General features: G+C 68.7%; 22 protein-coding genes. 8 read left to right on the top strand and 14 right to left on the bottom strand.

Annotated features, from left to right (window positions below):
* Positions 1–186 precede the first annotated feature (186 nt).
* The 10 genes from ACK4K7_RS15160 to coxB form a co-directional block, all read right to left on the bottom strand.
* The gene (locus ACK4K7_RS15160; protein ID WP_431867280.1) at positions 187–1,053 is read right to left on the bottom strand and encodes a class I SAM-dependent methyltransferase; all 867 of its coding nucleotides are present in this window, start codon (positions 1,051–1,053) and stop codon (positions 187–189) included.
* Positions 1,050–2,276: a M16 family metallopeptidase gene (locus ACK4K7_RS15155; RefSeq protein WP_431867278.1), complete on the bottom strand. Its 1,227-nt coding sequence runs from the start codon at positions 2,274–2,276 to the stop codon at positions 1,050–1,052. The genes ACK4K7_RS15160 and ACK4K7_RS15155 overlap by 4 nt, the downstream gene beginning before the upstream one ends.
* Before the next feature lie 12 nt (positions 2,277–2,288).
* Positions 2,289–2,906 carry an SURF1 family protein gene (locus ACK4K7_RS15150; RefSeq protein WP_431867277.1) on the bottom strand — a complete coding sequence of 206 codons (618 nt, stop codon included), beginning with the start codon at positions 2,904–2,906 and terminating at the stop codon, positions 2,289–2,291.
* Positions 2,907–2,916: 10 nt separating this feature from the next.
* Entirely contained in the window at positions 2,917–3,294 is a 378-nt protein-coding gene (locus tag ACK4K7_RS15145; protein WP_431867275.1) for a DUF983 domain-containing protein, read from the bottom strand.
* 216 nt (positions 3,295–3,510) lie between these two features.
* A complete protein-coding gene (locus ACK4K7_RS15140; RefSeq protein WP_431867273.1) occupies positions 3,511–4,335 on the bottom strand; it encodes a cytochrome c oxidase subunit 3 in 825 nt (274 codons plus the stop codon).
* Positions 4,336–4,430: 95 nt separating this feature from the next.
* Complete coding sequence (locus ACK4K7_RS15135) at positions 4,431–4,982, bottom strand: cytochrome c oxidase assembly protein (protein ID WP_431867271.1); 552 nt, start codon at positions 4,980–4,982, stop codon at positions 4,431–4,433.
* On the bottom strand, positions 4,979–5,122 hold the full coding sequence (locus tag ACK4K7_RS15130; RefSeq protein ID WP_431867270.1) for a hypothetical protein: 144 nt from the start codon (positions 5,120–5,122) through the stop codon (positions 4,979–4,981). The genes ACK4K7_RS15135 and ACK4K7_RS15130 overlap by 4 nt, the downstream gene beginning before the upstream one ends.
* A complete protein-coding gene (locus ACK4K7_RS15125) occupies positions 5,119–6,033 on the bottom strand; it encodes a heme o synthase (protein WP_431867268.1) in 915 nt (304 codons plus the stop codon). The genes ACK4K7_RS15130 and ACK4K7_RS15125 overlap by 4 nt, the downstream gene beginning before the upstream one ends.
* 42 nt (positions 6,034–6,075) lie before the next feature.
* The gene (gene ctaD / locus ACK4K7_RS15120; RefSeq protein ID WP_431867266.1) at positions 6,076–7,755 is read right to left on the bottom strand and encodes a cytochrome c oxidase subunit I; all 1,680 of its coding nucleotides are present in this window, start codon (positions 7,753–7,755) and stop codon (positions 6,076–6,078) included.
* A complete protein-coding gene (gene coxB, locus ACK4K7_RS15115; RefSeq protein WP_431867264.1) occupies positions 7,755–8,867 on the bottom strand; it encodes a cytochrome c oxidase subunit II in 1,113 nt (370 codons plus the stop codon). The genes ctaD and coxB overlap by 1 nt, the downstream gene beginning before the upstream one ends.
* 181 nt (positions 8,868–9,048) lie before the next feature.
* Between coxB and pyrE the strand changes: the two genes are divergently transcribed.
* The 4 genes from pyrE (at position 9,049) to lepB (ending at position 11,910) form a co-directional block, all read left to right on the top strand.
* A complete protein-coding gene (pyrE, locus tag ACK4K7_RS15110) occupies positions 9,049–9,657 on the top strand; it encodes an orotate phosphoribosyltransferase (protein WP_431867262.1) in 609 nt (202 codons plus the stop codon).
* Entirely contained in the window at positions 9,654–10,385 is a 732-nt protein-coding gene (locus ACK4K7_RS15105) for a pyridoxine 5'-phosphate synthase (protein WP_431867261.1), read from the top strand. The genes pyrE and ACK4K7_RS15105 overlap by 4 nt, the downstream gene beginning before the upstream one ends.
* Positions 10,386–10,542: 157 nt before the next feature.
* Positions 10,543–10,962, top strand: coding sequence for a holo-ACP synthase (gene acpS / locus ACK4K7_RS15100; protein ID WP_431867259.1), 420 nt, complete (start codon positions 10,543–10,545; stop codon positions 10,960–10,962).
* A gap of 18 nt (positions 10,963–10,980) precedes the next feature.
* Positions 10,981–11,910, top strand: coding sequence for a signal peptidase I (gene lepB, locus ACK4K7_RS15095; protein ID WP_431867257.1), 930 nt, complete (start codon positions 10,981–10,983; stop codon positions 11,908–11,910).
* Between the two features lie 30 nt (positions 11,911–11,940).
* Here lepB and ACK4K7_RS15090 read toward each other — a convergent pair whose 3' ends face one another.
* From ACK4K7_RS15090 to ACK4K7_RS15075, 4 genes are all read right to left on the bottom strand, one after another.
* Complete coding sequence (locus ACK4K7_RS15090; RefSeq protein ID WP_431867255.1) at positions 11,941–12,093, bottom strand: DUF3309 family protein; 153 nt, start codon at positions 12,091–12,093, stop codon at positions 11,941–11,943.
* A gap of 97 nt (positions 12,094–12,190) precedes the next feature.
* Positions 12,191–12,781, bottom strand: a complete 591-nt coding sequence (locus ACK4K7_RS15085; protein WP_431867253.1) for an FKBP-type peptidyl-prolyl cis-trans isomerase — start codon at positions 12,779–12,781, stop codon at positions 12,191–12,193.
* A gap of 70 nt (positions 12,782–12,851) precedes the next feature.
* Positions 12,852–13,058 (bottom strand): 30S ribosomal protein S21, encoded by a 207-nt coding sequence (rpsU, locus tag ACK4K7_RS15080; RefSeq protein ID WP_107967830.1) that lies wholly within the window; start codon positions 13,056–13,058, stop codon positions 12,852–12,854.
* A gap of 185 nt (positions 13,059–13,243) precedes the next feature.
* The gene (locus ACK4K7_RS15075; RefSeq protein WP_431867251.1) at positions 13,244–14,059 is read right to left on the bottom strand and encodes a crotonase/enoyl-CoA hydratase family protein; all 816 of its coding nucleotides are present in this window, start codon (positions 14,057–14,059) and stop codon (positions 13,244–13,246) included.
* A gap of 29 nt (positions 14,060–14,088) precedes the next feature.
* On the opposite strand from ACK4K7_RS15075, the gene ACK4K7_RS15070 reads away from it, so the two are divergent.
* The 4 genes from ACK4K7_RS15070 (at position 14,089) to ACK4K7_RS15055 (ending at position 18,274) form a co-directional block, all read left to right on the top strand.
* Positions 14,089–14,658, top strand: coding sequence for a (2Fe-2S)-binding protein (locus ACK4K7_RS15070; protein ID WP_431867249.1), 570 nt, complete (start codon positions 14,089–14,091; stop codon positions 14,656–14,658).
* Positions 14,659–14,786: 128 nt separating this feature from the next.
* Positions 14,787–15,623, top strand: a complete 837-nt coding sequence (locus ACK4K7_RS15065) for an RcnB family protein (RefSeq protein ID WP_431867247.1) — start codon at positions 14,787–14,789, stop codon at positions 15,621–15,623.
* Between the two features lie 82 nt (positions 15,624–15,705).
* A complete protein-coding gene (locus ACK4K7_RS15060; RefSeq protein WP_431867245.1) occupies positions 15,706–16,407 on the top strand; it encodes a prolyl hydroxylase family protein in 702 nt (233 codons plus the stop codon).
* Positions 16,408–16,441: 34 nt separating this feature from the next.
* A complete protein-coding gene (locus ACK4K7_RS15055; RefSeq protein ID WP_431867243.1) occupies positions 16,442–18,274 on the top strand; it encodes a DUF885 domain-containing protein in 1,833 nt (610 codons plus the stop codon).
* The last annotated feature ends 21 nt before the right edge of the window (positions 18,275–18,295 follow it).

The following is an 18,295-nucleotide window of genomic DNA, read 5'->3' as shown; positions in this document are numbered from 1 at the left end:
CCATCCTCCCTGTCGCCGGAGGCGGTGGGGAGGGGGACCGCACGAAGTGCGGTGGAGGGGCAAGCGGCATCTGCGAATCGCTCCGGCTTCGCCTGCGCAGCCCCTCCACCACCCTTCGGGTGGTCCCCCTCCCCATGGAGCTTCGCTCCACGGGGAGGATGAGGAAGGGCCCGTTCGGCGGGAAATCTAGGTCCGGCTCCAGCGGGCGAAGATGGCGGTGGGGAGAAGGAGGCCGCGGGCCTCCTCGCGGACGGCCATGTCGCCGCATTCGACGCGGCCGCCGAGATCGGCCAGCGCCTGCGCGAGCAGCTCGCCGATCGCCAGCGCGGACATGCGCACCGCATAGACGGTGAGGACGAGGAAGCGGCTGTCGGCGTCGAGCAGGCGACGGCAGTCGGCGATCAGGCCGGGCAGCCCTTCCTCCAGCTTCCACACCTCGCCGCCGGGTCCCCGGCCATATTTGGGCGGATCGAGGATGATGCCGTCATAGCGCCGCCCGCGCCGGACCTCGCGGGCAACGAACCTGGCCGCGTCCTCGACGATCCAGCGGATCGGGCGGTCGGCCATGCCGGAGCGGACCGCATTGGCCTTGCCCGCCTCCACCGACTTCTTCGACGCGTCGACATGGACCATGCGTGCCCCCGCCGCCGCCATGGCGAGCGTACCGACGCCGGTATAGCCGAACAGGTTGAGCGCCTCGGCGCCGTCCGACAGCCGCGCGCGCATCCACGCCCATTGCGGCGCCATGTCGGGGAAGAAAGCGAGGTGGCGGAACGGCGTGCACTGGGCGCGAAAGCGCACGTCTTCCCACGCCAGGTCCCAGCCTTCGGCGGGCACGTCGCGCTCGAACTGCCAGCGGCCGCCGCCTTCTTCATCCGATCCCGGGATGAACGCGCCGTCGGCGTCCCACTCGTCGAGCGCCGGCGCCCACATCGCCTGCGGCTCCGGACGGATGAAGCTGTAGGGGCCGTAGCGCTCGAGCTTGCGGCCGTTCCCCGAATCCATCAGCCCGTAATCGGCCCAGGGTTCGGCGACGAGCGTGTCCAGCTTCATGCCGCGCGAACGGCGGGAAAACCGATCGTGGCGCGGGCGCGGGCGCCGGAGAGCATGCGGCGGCCGGCCTCGCGGACATGGTCGACCGTCACCGCCTCGAGCTGGGCCACAACCTCGGAGACCGGCACCAGCCGCCCGTAGACCGATAGCTGGCGCGCGACATAATGGGCCTGGCCCCAGGGACTCTCCATCGACATCAGCAGGCCGGCCTTGGCCTGAGTGCGGACGCGGTTCACCTCGCGCTCGCCAAGGTCGCGCACCGCTTCCTCCAGCACCTCCTCGATCAGCTGCGCCGCCGATGCCGACTGGCGGCGCGCCGTCGCGGCGTAGATGGAGAGGAGGCCGCAATCGCTCCAGGGCTGCAGCATCGCATAGACGCTATAGGCAAGGCCCCGCTCCTCGCGGAGCTGCTGGAACAGGCGCGAGGACATGCCGCCGCCCACCGCGTCGGCGAACAGGCGCGCGGCGAGATAGTCTTCGCCGAGCTGCGCAGGGCCGGCAAAGCCGAGCGCGAGATGGGCCTGGTCGCACTGGCCGCGCCCGACCCGGGTCCCGCCGGTGAAGCGCGCCTCGGCGGGCTGGCGCAGCGTGCCGGTCGGGAGATCGGCGAACAGCCGGTCGGCAAGCTCGACCAGCCGGTCGTGATCGACCTTGCCCGCCGCCACCAGCGACAGGCTGCCGGCGCGATACTGGCCGCGGCGCCAGTCGTGGAGGTCGTCGACGGTGATCGCCTCGATGCTCGGCTCCTCGCCCAGAACGGAACGGCCGAGCGGCTGATCGGCGAAGGCGGCGGCCTGGAGATCGTCGAAGATGATGTCGTTGGGCGTATCGCGCGCCTCGCCCAGTTCCTGCAGGACGACGTCCTTCTCCCGCTCCAGCTCGTCGGCGCGGAAATGCGGGCGCTGCACCATGTCGGCGATGAGCTCCACGCCGAGCGGCACATGCTCCGCCATGACCGAGGCCATGAAATTGGTGCCCTCGCGGTCGGTGGACGCGTTGAGGTCGCCGCCCACATCCTCGATCGCTTCTGAGATTTCGCGCGCCGAGCGGCCGGCGGCGCCCTTGAACACCATATGTTCGAACAGGTGGGCGATGCCGTTGAGCGGCGCCGGTTCGTGGCGGGAGCCCGTGTCGGCGTAGAGGCCGACGGCGGCGGTCTCGATCCCGGGCATGCGGCGAGTCGCGACCCGGAGGCCGGACGGAAGAATGGTAAGCTGCATCATGAGCGGCCCGATTTAGGCCTTTGGGTCCCGATCCACAAGTTTGGGACGGCGGCGGAGCAAGGCGAGGATGTAGATGACGACCGCGACCAGCGCGAAGAAGAACCATTGGCCGGCATACATCATGTGATTGTCGGGTATTTCGTCCGGCGACGGCGGCGCGCTCGGCTCCAGCGGCGGCTGCGGCCGATCGGCGGTGAGGAACATCGGACCCTCGCCGGTGCCGCTCGACAGCGTTCCTTCGAAGCGGCCCGCGATCCTGACCTCGCGCAGCGCATCGGGGCTGCGCGCGAAACCGATATCGACGAGCAGCGGCGGCGCGCCGTGCGGCGCCGGGTGGCAGGGGACGAGGTAGCGGTAGCCGGTCGCGCCCTGGCGGTTGCGCCCGGCCTGGGGCTGCGGCATCGCCGGGCCGTAGACGCAGGTCACCTCGGCGCGGCGGAACGGGTGCCCGCGGGCGGCGTTCAGCGGCGCGGCGTCGAGATCGATCGGCGGCAGCGTTCGCGCCTCGCGCAGGTCCTGGAGCAGCTCCGCTTTCCAGGCGGCGCGGTCCATCTGCCAGAAGCCGAGCGCCACCATCACCGCGACCGCCGCCGCGACCACCAAAGTGGGAAGGATCGGAACCGCCCGCATTTCCCGCCGCTCAGTCGCCTTCGTCGAGGGTGATCCGCCCCTCGCGGGCGCGGTTCTTATATTCAAGGACGAGGAGGCCCGCCTTGGCGTAGCGCAACGCGAAGATGACGGCCGCGGCGGTGAGCGGGACCCACAGCAGGATGTGGAGCCAGAAGGGCGGCGTCACCATGAGCTCGAACGCGATGGCGAGACCGGTGATCAGGCCGCCGACGAGCAGGGTCAGGAAGGCCGCCGGCCCGTCGCCCACGTTGAAGCTCGAATAATCGAGCCCGCAGGCGCGGCATTTCGGCGCGAAGGTCGCGATGCCGTCGAACAGGGTGACGGCGCCGCAGCGCGGACACAGGCCGCGAAGCGAGGATTGGACGGCGCTGGGTTCGGAGACGTTCATGCGCCCGGCACATGGGGTGCCGGGCCGCCTGAAACCAGTGCCACGACACAATCAATCCTCCGTGCGAGCGAAGCTCGTGGGGAGGGGGACCGCACGAAGTGCGGTGGAGGGGCTGCGGAGGCGAAGCCGGAGCCTTCGGCTTGCCCCTCCACCAGCCTGCGGCTGGTCCCCCTCCCCATCCGCTTCGCGGAAAGGGAGGACATATAGCGGATCAGCCTAGTGCCACTCGGCGCCCCAGCCGCCCCAGACGTAGATGGAGATGAACAGGAACAGCCACACCACGTCGACGAAGTGCCAGTACCAGGCGGCCGCCTCGAAGCCGAAATGCTGCTCGCGGGTGAAGTGGCCCTTGTGCGCCCGGATCACGCAGACGAGCAGGAAGATGGTGCCGACGATGACGTGGAAGCCGTGGAAGCCCGTCGCCATGAAGAAGGCGGAGGTGTAGATGTTGTCGGCGAAGCTGAACGGCGCGTGCATATATTCATAGGCCTGCACGCCCGAGAAGATGACGCCGAGCGCGATCGTCGCCCACAGGCCCTTGATCAGCCCGTCGCGGTCGCCGTTGATCACTGCGTGGTGCGCCCAGGTGACCGTCGTGCCCGAGCAGAGCAGGATGAGGGTGTTGAGCAGCGGCCAGGCGAAGGGGTCCATGACGACCATGCCTTCGGGCGGCCAGACGCCGCCGACCGCGTCCACCACCGGCGGGAACAAGGCGGCGTTGAAATAGGCCCAGAACCAGGCGACGAAGAACATCACTTCGGACGCGATGAACAGGATCATGCCGTAGCGCAGGTGCAGCTGCACCACCGGCGTGTGATCGCCGGCATGGGCCTCGCGCACCACATCGACCCACCAGCTGAACATCGTGAACAGCACGCCGATCAGGCCGGCGCCGAACACATAGGGACCGGATTCGCCGAAGAAGCCCGGGTGCATCCACATCACGACGCCGAAGAACATCACCAGGGCCGACATCGAGCCGATGAACGGCCAGATGCTCGGCGGCAGGATATGGTAGGGGTGGTTCTTCGCTCCGGCCATGTTCGGTCTCTCGTCTTTCGTCTTTCAGCCGCCATCCCGGCCCTGACCGGGATCCCGTGAAGGGCCCCGGCGGCGAGCCGGGGCGACGTGGGTCTCTAGCTTCCCGAAGGCTGCTGGTCCATCGGGTAAAAGGTGTAGCTCAAGGTGATCTCGCTGATCGCCTTGGTGTCCGCGTCGTCGAGCAGCTTCGGATCGACGTAGAAGATGACGGGCATGCGCATCTCCTCGCCGGGCTGAAGCACCTGCTCGGTGAAGCAGAAGCACTGGATCTTGGAGAAATATTTGCCCGCGCTCACCGGCGTCACGTTGAACGTCGCGGTGCCGGCGACCGGCCGGGCGGTCAGGTTCTTGGCGGTGTAGAAGGCGATGTTGCGCTCGCCGATCACCACCGTGCGGCTGGTCTCTTCCGGACGGAAGCGCCACGGCAGCGCAGGCGCGGTAGTGGCGTCGAAGCGCACCGACACGCGTTCGCCGACCGCGCCGGGAGCCTCGGTCCCCATCGCCATGCGGGTGGTGCCGCCGAAGCCCGTCACCTGGCAGAACAGACGGTAGAGCGGCACGCTCGCGAAGGCGAGGCCGATCATGGCGAGCACGATCAGCGCCATCATCGCGGCGGTGCGGCCGTTCTTCTGGGCAACCGCGCTCATTCGCCCGACATCCTGGCAATGGTGATGAAATACATGAGGACCACGAAGGCGGCGAGGAACAGCGCCATCACGATCGCGCGCCCGCGTTGACGGGCGCGGACCTCGTCCTGCCGGCGCGGGTCGCGGTCGGGATCGGTCACGGCACGATCCATGCGTCGGCCACCAGCGCGCCGAACAGCGCGAAGAGGTAGAGGATCGAGAAGGCGAACAGCCGCTTCTCGGGCTTCATGCCCGACGGCTCGGTCGCCTTGTTGGCGAGCACCTGCAGCGCCAGCACGAGGAAGGCGAGGTTGAGCGCAACGGCCGCGGCGCCGTAGAGGGCGCCGGCGAGGCCGAGCGGCCAGGGCGCGATCGCCGCCGCCGCCATCGGCAGCGTGTAGAGCGCGATCTGCTGGCGGGTGACGGTGAAGCCGGAGACGACCGGCAGCATCGGCACGCCGGCATTGGCGTAATCGGTCTTCACGAACAGCGACAGCGCCCAGAAGTGGGGCGGCGTCCACAGGAAGATGATCGCGAACAGGAGGAGCGGGAGCAGGCTGGCGTCGCCGGTCGCCGCGGCCCAGCCGATCAGCGGCGGAAAGGCGCCGGCCGCGCCGCCGATGACGATGTTCTGCGGAGTCCGCCGCTTCAGCCAGACCGTGTAGACGAGGACGTAGAACAGGATCGAGGCGGCGAGCACGGCGGCCGCGAACCAGTTGGTCGCCACGCCCATCAGCACGACCGAGAAGAAGGACAGGCCGACGCCGAAATGGAGCGCCGACTGACGGTCCATGCGCCCGGCGGGCAGCGGCCGGTTGGCGGTCCGCTTCATCCGCGCGTCGAGATCGGCCTCGTACCACTGGTTGAGCGCCGCCGCCGCGCCCGCGCCCAGCGCGATGCACAGGATGGCGGTGAAGCCCAACACCGGATGCAACGGAACCGGCGCGACCAGCAGGCCGCACAGGCCGGTGAAGACGACGAGCGTCATCACCCGCGGCTTCGTCAGCGCGAGGAAATCGCGCCAGTCCGCCGGCACTCCATGTGCATGCTGTTTCGCAACCGAACTCGTCATCGTCTCGTCTCGCTCCCCTCCCTCGCGGGAGGGGGGATCAGGTCAGTCGACCTTGGGCAGGGTTTCGAACTGGTGGAACGGCGGCGGGCTGGACAGGGTCCATTCCAGCGTCGTCGCGCCTTCGCCCCACGGATTGTCCGCCGTCTTCCGACCCGCGATCAGCGACCACACGATGTTCACGAAGAAGAACACCATGCCCACCGCCATGATCATATAACCGATCGAGGCGATGTTGTTGTAGTGCGAGAAGGCGTCCGGATAGTCGGGATAGCGGCGCGGCATGCCGTCCAGGCCCAGGAAGTGCATCGGGAAGAACAGCACGTTCACGCCGATGAAGAACACCCAGAAATGGAGCTGGCCGAGCAGTTCGCTATAGTCGCGCCCGAACATCTTCCCGAACCAGTAATACCAGCCCGCGAAGAGCGCGAACACGGCGCCCAGCGACAGCACGTAGTGGAAGTGCGCCACCACGTAATAGGTGTCGTGCATGTAGAGATCGACGCCGCCGTTGGCGAGCACGATGCCGGTCACGCCGCCGACCGTGAACATGAAGATGAAGCCCATCGCCCAGAGCATCGGCGTCTGGAAGGTGATGGAACCGCCCCACATGGTCGCGATCCAGCTGAAGATCTTGATGCCCGTGGGCACCGCGATCACCAGCGTCGCCGCCGTGAAGTACATCTTGGTGTTCACGGTGAGGCCGACCGCGAACATGTGGTGCGCCCACACGACGAAGCCGATCACGCCGATCGCGACCATGGCATAGGCCATGCCGAGATAGCCGAACACCGGCTTGCGGCTGAAGGTCGCGACCACCTGACTGATGATGCCGAAGCCCGGCAGGATCATGATGTACACTTCGGGGTGGCCGAAGAACCAGAACAGGTGCTGGTAGAGGAGCGGATCGCCGCCGCCCTGCGGATCGAAGAAGCTCGTTCCGAAGTTGCGGTCGGTGAGCAGCATCGTGATCGCGCCGGCGAGCACCGGAAGCGCGAGCAGCAGGAGGAAGGCGGTGACCAGCACCGACCAGACGAACAGCGGCATTTTGTGCAGGGTCATGCCCGGCGCGCGCATGTTGAAGATGGTGGTGATGAAGTTGATCGCGCCCAGGATCGAGCTCGCGCCCGCGACGTGGAGCGAGAAGATCGCCATGTCGACGGCCGGGCCGGTGGCGCCGGTGGTCGACAGCGTCGGATAGACCGTCCAGCCCACGCCCGCGCCGAGGCCCGTGCCGCCCGGCACGAAGGCCGATCCGAGCAGCAGGATGAAGGCGGGCGGAAGCAGCCAGAAGGAGATGTTGTTCATCCGCGGGAAGGCCATGTCCGGCGCGCCGATCATGATCGGCACGAACCAGTTGCCGAACCCGCCGATCATCGCCGGCATCACCATGAAGAAGACCATGATGAGGCCATGGGCGGTGATCAGCACGTTCCACAGGTGCAGACCCTCGTCGAACGTCGCCTCTGCGCCGGCGAGCATCGAGGCCCAGGCGGGAAGATATTGGATGCCGGGCTCCGCCAGCTCCATCCGCATCAGGCCGGAGATCGCGCCGCCGATGATCCCCGCGATGATCGCGAAGATCAGGTACAGCGTACCGATGTCCTTGTGGTTGGTCGACATGAACCAGCGCGCGAAGAATCCCGGCTTGTGGTCCGCGTCGTGATGCGCCCCATGGGTCTCGTGGGCCTGGAAGTGCGCGGCGTTGGCGGTGGTGTCGGTCATTACTGGTTCCCGGACCTTCTCATGTCGGTGGCGCCCTGCGTGGAGACGGGCGGCTGCTCGGTGCCCTGGACGGCGCCCGGCGCGGCCGGGGCGACCTCCTGCGGATCGGTGACCTGAAGGCCCTCGACGGCGGGCTGCGCCGGCGGAGCCGCCGGCGGCTCGGCGCCCGGCAGCTGACCGCCCTTGGACGAGACCCAGGCGGCGAACTGCGCGGCCGGGACGACCTCGACGGCGATCGGCATGTAAGCGTGGCGGGCACCGCACAGCTCGTAGCACTGGCCGTAATAGATGCCGGGACGGTCGGTCTTGAACCAGGTCTCGTTGAGGCGGCCCGGAACGGCGTCCATCTTCACCCAGAAAGCGGGCACGCCGAAGCTGTGGATCACGTCGGCGGAGGTGACGATCAGCTTCACCGTCGCGCCGGCCGGCACCACCAGCCGCTCGTCGACCGCGAGCTGGCGCGGCTCGCCGGCGGCGGCGGCTTCCTCGTCGGACAGCATGTTGGAGATGAGCTCGATGCCGTGGTCCGGATATTCATAGGTCCAGTACCACTGGTTGCCGATCACCTTGACGGTGAGATCGGCCGCCGGCGGCGAATATTGGCGGGCCAGAAGCTTGATCGACGGCACTGCGATCACGACCAGGATCAGCACCGGGACCAAAGTCCACACCACTTCCAGCATGGTGTTGTGCGTGGTCCGCGACGGCACCGGATGCGCCGCGCGGCGGTAGCGGATCACCACATAGGCAAGCAGGATCAGGACGAACAGCGAGATCATCGTGATCGCCGGCATCAGGATGGCGTTGTGGAACCAGGCCGCTTCCTCGCCGATCGGCGTGAACTGGTCCTGGAGGCCCATGCGGCCGTCCGGCTGCCCCACGCCGACTTCCGGAACGAGGCCGCTCGAGAAGGTGGTCTCGGCGACGGTGGCGTCGGACGGCGCCTCGCCCCCGCTGGCGAGCGGCGGCGCCGAGGAATCGGCGGGCTGGGCCGGCAGCTCGACGGCGGGCTGCGCCGGCAGCGGCTCGGCCGGCGGCGCATCCTGCGCGACCGCGACGGGCGCAAGGCCGATCGCGGCGGCGACGGCGGCGATTTTGAGCAGAGTCTTCATCTAAACCCCTTAGGCCCGCCGAAAAGCGGGCATGGATTCGGGCACCCGGGTGGGCGCGTCGCGGCGCCTTATAGGCAGGGGCGTCGGCTCTCTCAAGCGCCTAGACCGAAATTCGGAACGCTTGATGGCGTCCCCCCTTGCGCCTATCTCCGCAAAGCCTGCGGCGGCCCTGGGGAGCGCGATGACCGAAGACGAGATTCTGGCGGAATTCCGCGCCGCCGAGGCGCTGCTGGAGGGCCATTTCATCCTTTCTTCCGGGCTCCACAGCCCGCGCTATCTGCAATGCGCGCGCGTGCTGATGGACCCGCGGCGCGCGGCGCGGCTCGCCGAGGCGCTGGCCGCCGCGATCCCCGCCGATCTTCGCGGCCGGATCGAGGCGGTGGTCGCCCCCGCAATGGGCGGCGTGATCGCCGGGCACGAGATGGGCCGCGCGCTCGGCGTCGACGCGATGTTCGTGGAGCGCCCGACCGGCACGTTCGAACTGCGGCGCGGCTTCCGCCTCGCGCCCGGGCAGAAGGTGCTGCTGATGGAGGACGTGGTCACCACCGGCCTGTCCTCGCGCGAGGCGATTGCCGCGGTGCGCGCCGCGGGCGGCGACGTCATCGCCGCCGCCGCTCTGGTCGACCGGTCGAACGGCGCCGCCGATCTCGGCGTGCCCTTCTTCCCGCTGATCCGCCTCGACGTGCCGAGCTATTCGGCCGACGCCCTTCCCCCGGAGCTCGCCGCCCTTCCCGCCGAAAAGCCGGGCAGCCGCAAGGCGCCGGCGGCGGACGAGGCCGTGCACGCGTGACCGGGCGCCTGCGCCTCGGGGTCAATATCGACCATGTCGCGACCATCCGGAACGCGCGCGGCGGCGACCATCCGGATCCGGTGCGCGCGGCCTTCGCCGCGGCGGCGGCGGGCGCCGACGGCATCACCGCCCATCTGCGCGAGGACCGGCGCCACATCACCGACGACGACATCCACCGGCTGATGGAGCGGCTCACCATCCCGCTCAACCTGGAGATGGCGGCGACCGAGGAGATGCTGGACATCGCGCTGCGCCACCGCCCCCACGCCGCCTGCATCGTTCCCGAAAAGCGCGAGGAGCGCACCACCGAGGGCGGCCTCGACGCCGCCGGCCAGCACAACCAGCTCGCTTATTTCGTGGAGCGGCTCGGCGGCGCCGGCATCCGCGTCAGCCTGTTCATCGAGCCCGATCCGGCGCAGGTCGAGGCGGCGATCCGGCTGCGGGCGCCGGTGGTGGAATTTCATACCGGCCGCTACGCCCATCTCGACGAAGAAGCGCGCGCGGACGAATTGAAGCGGATCGCCGACGCGGCGGCGCTCGCCGCCAAGAACGGGATCGAGCCGCATGCCGGCCACGGCCTCACCTTCGACAATGTCGTGCCGATCGCCGCCATCCCGCAGCTCGCCGAGCTCAACATCGGCCATTTCCTGGTGGGCGAGGCGATCTTCACCGGGCTCGAGGCCAGCGTCGCCCGCATGCGCGGCCTGATGGACGAGGCGCGGGGATGAACGGGAGGGCGTTCCGCACTCCTCCCCGGAACGGGGAGGGGAACCATGCGCAACATGGTGGAGGGGGCCCGGCGTCCCCACGCTCGCTCGCGCTCGCGCCCCCTCCACCACGCCGCTTCGCGACGCGGTCCCCCTCCCCGTTCCGGGGAGGAGTTTCATGATCATCGGCATCGGTTCGGACCTGTGCAACATCGAGCGGATCCAGAACTCGCTCGACCGCTTCGGCGCCCGCTTCGTCGACCGGGTGTTCACCGACGCGGAAAAGGAGAAAGCGGAGCGCCGCACCCTCACCCGCGCCGCCACCTACGCCAAGCGCTTCGCCGCCAAGGAAGCCTTTTCCAAGGCGGTCGGCACCGGCTTCCGGCGCGGCGTGTTCATGAAGGATATAGGTGTCGTCAATAAAGCGTCGGGCGAGCCGACCCTTCACCTCACCGGCGGGGCCAGGGAAAGGCTTGACGCCATCACCCCCGCGGGCCACGCCGCCAATGTTCACCTGACCATGACCGACGATCATCCTTTCGCCCAGGCGTTCGTCGTCATCGTCGCCGTTCCCGAGGAGTCCCGGAGCCGCGCGTGAGCCGGCGCCGCTTATGCCATGACCGATTATCGCGAACCGACCCAGATTTCCGATGCCGGCCCCGGCCGCGCCGACACGCCCCCGGCCGCGACCGACAAGGGGAAAGGCAAGGCCGCGGACAAGGAAGGCACCGACTGGTGGGGCGAGATCAAGGGCCTGTTCTGGCTGATCCTCGCCGTCCTCGCCTTTCACAGCTTCATCGCCAAGCCCTTCTACATCCCGTCCGAATCGATGATGCCCGGGCTGGTGAAGGGCGACCGGCTGGTGGTCAGCAAATATCCCTACGGCTGGTCGTGGGTGTCGCCCTCCTTCCACATCATGCCCGAAACGCCCGGCCGCCTGTTCGGCCGGCTGCCGGAGCGCGGCGACATCGTCATCGTGACCCCGCCGGGCGCCCGCGCCGACTATATCAAGCGGGTGATCGGCCTGCCCGGCGACCGGGTGGAGATGATCGACGGCCAGGTGTTCATCAACGGCGTGGCGGTTCCGCGCCAGATCCTTCCGCCGGTGCGCTTCCCGGTCGATCCTAACCTGCCCTGCACCGACGCCTTCGGCGAGACGCGGGTGATGGGCGACGACGGGCAGCTGTATTGCGAGCTGCCGCTGGTGCGCGAGACCTTGCCCAACGGCCGCGCCTACGACACGATCGACATGGGCCATTCCAATGTCGACGACGTGGCGCCGCTGATCGTCCCGGAAGGCCATGTCTGGCTGCTGGGCGACAATCGCGACCGGTCGGCCGACAGCCGCGTGGCGATCGCCGAGCAGGGGCTGGGCGGACCGGTGCCGTGGCAGAATATCGGCGGCCGCGCCGAATTCATCACCTTCTCGCTGGACGGCACATCGCAATATTGGAACCCGATCAGCTGGTTCACCGCGATGCGCGGCGGCCGCGCCGGCACCTCGCTCCATCCGGAACGGGTGCAGGCGCAGCCGGCGGCCGAATAAGGCCGCTGCGCAGCCCGATCCGTCAGGCCGTCAGAGCCGTCCCATCAGCGCGAGCACGATGAGGATGATGAGCAGCAGGCCGAGCAGGCCGGACGGGCCGTAGCCCCAGCTGCGGCTATGCCCCCAGGTCGGCAGCGCGCCGACCAGCAGCAGGACGAGGATGATGATCAGAATCGTGCTCACGAAGCACCTCCCTTGAACGCAGGGAGCGAACATGCTCCCGACGCGTCAACGCAGCTTCGCGGGTTGGGTTGCGGCGGCGGAACGACCGCCGTCCGCCTCAGCGGCCCTGGGGCGCCTGCGGCTCGGCGCCGTCGCCCGCGCCCGGGGGCATGCCCTGCATCATCTGCAGCGCGGCGCCCGGAGCGATATCGACCAGGGTGACGTCGAATTCGAGGACTGCGTTGGGCGGAATCGGCCCGTTCGGCGGCACGCTTTCGCCATAGCCGAGCGCGGGCGGGATCACGATCTTGTAGCGGCCGCCCTTCTGCATCATCTGCAGCGCCTCGGTGAAGCCGGGGATGAGGCCGGCGACGGGAAGCGGCGTGGGCCCGCCCTGCCGTTCGGACGAATCGAACACCGTGCCGTCGATCAGCCGGCCCTCATATTCCACGAGGACGAGATCGTCGTTGCCCGGCCGGTCGCCGGTGCCGGGCTGCAGCACTTCGAACTGCAGGCCCGACGCGGTGGTCTGGACGCCGTCGCGCGCCGCGTTGCGGGCAAGATAGCTCGAAGGATCGGCAGCGACGTGGGAAGCGGTTCCCGCCCAGGCGACCGCGCCGGCGGCCAGCGTCAAAGCGGCGATGCCGATCCAGAGCTTCGCGACCGAGCCCTTCTTGAGCGGACGAATCGGAACGGCGGTCACGGACATGGAAGCTTCCCCGGATGCGAGAAGGGCGGCGCCTGTCCGCCGCCCCGTCTTTGGTCAGGCGATGCGCCGCTTAGCGGACGCCGTCGCGCTCCAGCCGCTTGCGCTCGAGCTTGCGGGCCCGGCGGATGGCGGCGGCGCGCTCGCGGGCGCGCTTCTCGGACGGCTTCTCGTAATGACGGCGCAGCTTCATCTCGCGATAGACGCCCTCACGCTGCAGCTTCTTCTTCAGCGCGCGCAGCGCCTGGTCGACATTGTTGTCGCGGACGATGATTTGCATAAAGACCCGTCACTCTCCGTTCAAAAGGTTGATCCGGCGGCCCGATCGGAGCCGACCTCCAAACCCTTACAATAGCATAAAATAAGAACGCCGCGAGACGGTTCCCGCAGCGAGCGCGTGGCGGCCGTTAGCAAAGCGGGGCGGCGTTTTCAAGCGCGAACGGACTCGGACCGGCGCCCCCCGCCTCAGTCGGCGAGCGGCCCGAACGTCGGTTCGGCCTTGCCGAGCCGAGCCCGGATCGCCTCGGTGAGGTCGGCGCTGACCAGGGTCGCCGCGTTCCACATGCCGACGTGGCGCAGCCCTTCCTCCACCGGCCGGCCGCGGCTGTAGTTCAGCGACAGCTTCGCGCCCGCGACCGCGAGCGGCGATTTGGCCGCGATCGTGCGGGCGATCTCCATGCCCGCCGCGACCGCCGCCTCGCGGTCGTCGACGATTCGGTTGACGAGGCCGTAGCGGGCGGCTTCCTCGGCATCCATCCGGCGGCCGGTATAGGTGAGCTCCCGCACGATTCCCTGGGGAATGAGGAAGGACAGGCGCTGGAGCGTGCCGAGATCGGCCGTGATCGCGACATCCACTTCGGCGACCTGGAAGAAGGCGTCGCGGCTCGCCACGCGCAGGTCGCACGCGCTGGCGAGGTCGACGCCCGCGCCGATGCAGCCGCCATGGATCGCCGCCACCACCGGCACTCGCGCCGCCTCCACCGCGGTGAAGGCGTCCTGCAGCCACTGGATATGCCGCAGACGCGCCTCGGCCGACCGGCCGGGATCGTCTGACGGCGGGAACTGGCTGCCGGCATAATGGAGGTCGAGCCCGGCGGTGAAATGCCGCCCCCGCCCCGACAGCAGGATCGCCCGCACCGACGGATCGGCGCCCAGCCGGCGGAACGTGTCGCCGATCGCGGCGAACATCTCTTTGTCCATCGCGTTGAACTTGTCCCCGCGCGCCAGCTCGACATGGGCGACTCCGCCTTCGACGGCGACCGCGATCCTTTCGCTTTCCATTCCCCGGCCTTCCCTTCTAAACCCGATCCATGCCCCGATTTACCGTCAACGGACAGGCCGTCCACTATCGCATGGATCCGGACACGCCGCTTCTGTGGGCGCTGCGCGACGCGTCCAACCTCACCGGCGCCAAATATGGCTGCGGGACGGGGCATTGCGGCGCCTGCATCGTCCATGTCGACGGGCAAGCCGCGCGCAGCTGCCTGGTCAGGATCGCCGACATCGAAGGCAGCTTCGTCACCACCATCGAGGGGCTGTCGCGGGACCGTTCGCATCCGGTGCAGCAGGCCTTCGCCGCCGAACAGGTGCCGCAATGCGGCTTCTGCATCCCCGGCATGATCATGGCCGCCGCCGCTTTGGTGGAGCGCAATGCGAGCCCGACCGACGCGGAGATCGACTCGGCGCTCACCAATCTGTGCCGCTGCGGCGTCTATCCGCGGCTGCGCGAGGCGGTGCGACGGGCGGTGCGGGTGCGCGCCGGCCGCGAGGAGATCGCCGCCGCCCCGCCGCCGGGCATCGACCCGGAGGACGCGGCCAACGAAGTACCCGCGCTGCGCGGCACCCTTCCCCCCGCCCCCGGAGCGCCGATCCGGGAGTAAAGCTTGCGGTCACATGTCCGGCCAGTTCAGCAACAAGTCAGCCTGTTTGGTGCACATGCCGTCCATCGGCCCCGCGATCTTCGCCGGCCGCAGTGATGGAGTATTCGATGCGAAAGGCGTTGATTGGAATGATTCTCGCGGCGACGGCGATCACGCCCGTCGCGGCCCAGGCGCAGGATGCCCGCGCGCGCGCCGCCGAGCGCTACGAGCGGCTCGAGCGCCAGAACCAGGAGCGGTACGGCCGCGGCCAGGACCGGCAGGTCGAGCGGCAGGAGCGTGCCCCGCGCCAGGAACGCGCCCGCGACTGGGGTGCCGAGCGCGCTCAGCCTCAGCCTCAGCAGCAACAGCAGCAGCGCGGCGACTGGCAGGGCCAGGGTCAGCGCGGCGGCTGGCAGGGCCGCGACAATCGCGGCGACCTGCAGCGTGAGCGCCAGCGCCAGGCCGAGCTCCAGCGCCAGCACGAACAGCAGCGCCGCGACCAGGCCGCCCGCGAATGGCAGGGCGATCTCAACGACCCGCGCCAGCGCGAGGCGTTCGAGCGCTACCAGCGCCGCGCCAACCAGAACGAGCAGCGCTACGGCCGCGACGCCGACCACCGCCAGCACATCCAGCGCGAGCAGCAGCGGCGCGAATGGGAACGGCAGCGCCAGCGCCAGGCCTGGGACCGGCAGTGGCGGTACAACAACCGCTACGACTGGGAGCGTTACCGCTACGCCAACCGGCACCTCTATCGCATGCCGGCTTATTACGCGCCGTACAGGGGCCATCGCTACACGCGCTTCTCGATCGGCCTGTTCCTGGGCCAGCCTTTGTTCCATCAGCGCTACTGGATCAGCGATCCGTGGCAGTACCGCCTGCCGCACGCCCCCTACGGCTACCAGTGGGTGCGTTATTACAACGACGTGATCCTGGTCGACACCTGGACCGGCGAAGTGGTGGACGTGATCTACAACTTCTTCTGGTAAGCGATCACCGACGGGCCCGGGGCGGAAAACGCCCCGGGCTTTTCGCTTGTCAGCGGCGACACGCTGACGCAATCGGAGCGCCATGACCTATCGAGCCGCGATCGGCGCCTATGTCCGCGACCGCCTGACCCGCACGCCGGGCGTGATGAAGCTGCCCGCCAAGGGGCTCGACATCTTCCTCGCCAAGAGCTTCATGACTCCCGACGAATGCGCGGCGATGATGCGGGAGATCGACACCGGCCTGCGCCCTTCCGAGCTGCTCGCCGACGTCGGCGATCCCGAATTCCGCACCAGCCGCAGCTGCGACGTCGATCACACCAAGCCGTTCGTCGGCGGCATCAACGCGCGCATCAACCAGCTGCTCGGCATCCAGCCCGAACATGGCGAGGCGATGCAGGGGCAGCGCTACGACGTCGGCCAGCAGTTCAAGCCGCACCACGATTATTTCTACATCGGCCAGCCCTATTGGGAGGCGATGGACCGGGTGGGCGGCCAGCGCACCTGGACGGCGATGATCTTCCTCAACGAGCCGAAGGCCGGCGGGCAGACCTTCTTCGAACATGCCGGTGTGCGGGTCACGCCGCGGGCCGGCAACCTCCTCACCTGGAACAATCTCAACGACGAGGGCGAGCCCAACACCTATTCGCTGCACCAGGGGATGCCGGTGATCGAGGGCGCGAAATATGTGATCACCAAATGGTATCGCGAGCGCCCCTGGGGCATCGTGATCGACGGCGCGGAGGAGGCGCGCGAACCGCTTGCCCCGTCCGGCGAGCCGTCATAGAGCGCCAACACAGCTCGAAACGGGGGGAACCCAGATGATCGCCAAGTCCGTCCTGCTCGCCTCCGCCGCCGCTTTGCTTCTGGCCGCCTGCGCCGCCGCCCCGGCGCCCGCCCCCGCTCCCGCCGCGCCGCCGGCGCCGGCCATGTCGCAGAGCGAGGCGACCCAGCGCCTCCCTGCCTTGTTCGCTCGCAGCGACGACGCCGCGCTCGACCGCAATCCGCTCCAGGCGCTCGCCCGCGGCGACATGCGCAATGCCGACCGGTTCGGCAATTATCTTGAGGACGCCTATTTCGAAGCCGAGCGCGCCGCGCATGAGGCGGAGCTTCGCGAGCTGCTGAGCATCGACCGCGCCGCCCTCTCGCCCACCGACCGCATCGCCTATGACGTGTTCCGCCGCAACAAGGAGCAGGCGCTCAAAGGCCTCCGGCCCGAGGTCGTGGCGCTGAGCGTCGTCCGGCCGATCAACCATTTCACCGGCATGCACACCTTCTATCCGCAGATGGTGTCCGGCCGCGGCGCCGCGCCGTTCCGGTCGCTGGCCGATTACGAGAACAATCTGAAGCGGATGGACGGCTTCGCGGCGCAGATCGACCGCGCCGTCGAACGCTTCCGCGAGGGCATGGCGCGCGGCGTCACCCACCCGCGCCTGGTGGTCGCGAACGTCGTGCGGCAGCTCGACACGCTGACGGCGGACGGGGTCGAGGGATCGCCGATGTTCCTCCCGGTCCGCAACTTCCCCGAAGGCGTGCCGGCCAGCGAACGGCCGCGGCTGGAGCAGGCCTATCGCGACGCGATCGGCGGCAAGGTCAACCCGGCCTTCATCCGGCTGCGCGACTTCCTGCGCGATGAATATCTGCCGGCGGCGCGCGAGAGCGTCGGGCTGACGCAGATGCCGGGCGGCGCGATGCTCTACGACATGGCGATCGAAAGCTCGACCACCCTGCCGCTCACCGCCGATTACGTGCACCAGCTCGGCCTTAGCGAAGTGGCGCGCATCCGCGGCGAAATGGACGCGATCCGGCAGGAAGTGGGCTTCCAGGGCGATCTCGCCGCCTTCTTCGAACACATTCGCACCGATCCGCGGTTCAAGCCGGAATCGGCGGAGGCGCTGACGCAGGGCTATTACGAGATCGGCCGCAAGGTCGATCAGCGCATCGGCACCCTGTTCCGCACCCTGCCGCGCACGCCGCTGGAAATCCGGCCCTATCCCGACTTCATCGCCCCGACCGCGGCCGGCGCCTCGTACCAGCAGGGCGCGCCGGACGGCTCGCGGCCCGGCGTCTTCTACTTCAACACCTACGACCTGCCCTCGCGCATCACCACGATCATGGAGACGCTCTATCTCCACGAAGCCGCGCCGGGGCACCATTTCCAGGTGAGCCTCGCCCAGGAGAATGAGGCGCTTCCCAATTTCATGCGCTTCGGCGGCAACACCGCCTTCGTCGAAGGCTGGGCGCTCTATGCCGAAAAGCTCGGGCCCGAGCTCGGCCTGTTCACCGATCCCTATCAGCGCTTCGGCCATCTCGACGACGAGATGCTGCGGGCGATGCGGCTGGTGGTCGACAGCGGTCTCCACGCCAAGGGCTGGAGCCGCGACCAGGCGATCGAATATATGCTGTCGAACAGCGCGATGGGCCGCACCGACGCGACCGCCGAAGTGGAGCGCTACATCGCCATTCCGGGCCAGGCGCTCGCCTATAAGATCGGGCAGCTCAAGATCCTGGAACTGCGCGCCCGCGCCCGCGAGGCGCTCGGCGACCGCTTCGACATTCGCGAGTTCCACGAGCAGGTGCTGGGCACCGGCGCCCTGCCGCTCACCGTGCTCGAAGCCAAGATCAACGACTGGATCGCGGGGAAACGCGGCTGATACTCAATCCTCCCTGTGGAG

This window comes from Allosphingosinicella sp., from assembly GCF_046295735.1.
Classification (GTDB): Bacteria; Pseudomonadota; Alphaproteobacteria; order Sphingomonadales; family Sphingomonadaceae; genus Allosphingosinicella.
Note: the sequence above shows the minus strand (reverse complement) of the source record. Positions and strands in the feature narration are given on the sequence as shown.

What these genes read in the sequence shown, in the direction of transcription:
- ACK4K7_RS15160 (WP_431867280.1), bottom strand. Translation starts at nt 1,053, where the DNA reads ATGAAGCTGGACACGCTCGTCGCCGAACCCTGGGCCGATTACGGGCTG.
- ACK4K7_RS15155 (WP_431867278.1), bottom strand. Translation starts at nt 2,276, where the DNA reads ATGATGCAGCTTACCATTCTTCCGTCCGGCCTCCGGGTCGCGACTCGC.
- ACK4K7_RS15150 (WP_431867277.1), bottom strand. Translation starts at nt 2,906, where the DNA reads ATGCGGGCGGTTCCGATCCTTCCCACTTTGGTGGTCGCGGCGGCGGTC.
- ACK4K7_RS15145 (WP_431867275.1), bottom strand. Translation starts at nt 3,294, where the DNA reads ATGAACGTCTCCGAACCCAGCGCCGTCCAATCCTCGCTTCGCGGCCTG.
- ACK4K7_RS15140 (WP_431867273.1), bottom strand. Translation starts at nt 4,335, where the DNA reads ATGGCCGGAGCGAAGAACCACCCCTACCATATCCTGCCGCCGAGCATC.
- ACK4K7_RS15135 (WP_431867271.1), bottom strand. Translation starts at nt 4,982, where the DNA reads ATGAGCGCGGTTGCCCAGAAGAACGGCCGCACCGCCGCGATGATGGCG.
- ACK4K7_RS15125 (WP_431867268.1), bottom strand. Translation starts at nt 6,033, where the DNA reads ATGACGAGTTCGGTTGCGAAACAGCATGCACATGGAGTGCCGGCGGAC.
- ctaD (WP_431867266.1), bottom strand. Translation starts at nt 7,755, where the DNA reads ATGACCGACACCACCGCCAACGCCGCGCACTTCCAGGCCCACGAGACC.
- coxB (WP_431867264.1), bottom strand. Translation starts at nt 8,867, where the DNA reads ATGAAGACTCTGCTCAAAATCGCCGCCGTCGCCGCCGCGATCGGCCTT.
- pyrE (WP_431867262.1), top strand. Translation starts at nt 9,049, where the DNA reads ATGACCGAAGACGAGATTCTGGCGGAATTCCGCGCCGCCGAGGCGCTG.
- acpS (WP_431867259.1), top strand. Translation starts at nt 10,543, where the DNA reads ATGATCATCGGCATCGGTTCGGACCTGTGCAACATCGAGCGGATCCAG.
- lepB (WP_431867257.1), top strand. Translation starts at nt 10,981, where the DNA reads ATGACCGATTATCGCGAACCGACCCAGATTTCCGATGCCGGCCCCGGC.
- ACK4K7_RS15085 (WP_431867253.1), bottom strand. Translation starts at nt 12,781, where the DNA reads ATGTCCGTGACCGCCGTTCCGATTCGTCCGCTCAAGAAGGGCTCGGTC.
- rpsU (WP_107967830.1), bottom strand. Translation starts at nt 13,058, where the DNA reads ATGCAAATCATCGTCCGCGACAACAATGTCGACCAGGCGCTGCGCGCG.
- ACK4K7_RS15075 (WP_431867251.1), bottom strand. Translation starts at nt 14,059, where the DNA reads ATGGAAAGCGAAAGGATCGCGGTCGCCGTCGAAGGCGGAGTCGCCCAT.
- ACK4K7_RS15070 (WP_431867249.1), top strand. Translation starts at nt 14,089, where the DNA reads ATGCCCCGATTTACCGTCAACGGACAGGCCGTCCACTATCGCATGGAT.
- ACK4K7_RS15065 (WP_431867247.1), top strand. Translation starts at nt 14,787, where the DNA reads ATGATTCTCGCGGCGACGGCGATCACGCCCGTCGCGGCCCAGGCGCAG.
- ACK4K7_RS15060 (WP_431867245.1), top strand. Translation starts at nt 15,706, where the DNA reads ATGACCTATCGAGCCGCGATCGGCGCCTATGTCCGCGACCGCCTGACC.
- ACK4K7_RS15055 (WP_431867243.1), top strand. Translation starts at nt 16,442, where the DNA reads ATGATCGCCAAGTCCGTCCTGCTCGCCTCCGCCGCCGCTTTGCTTCTG.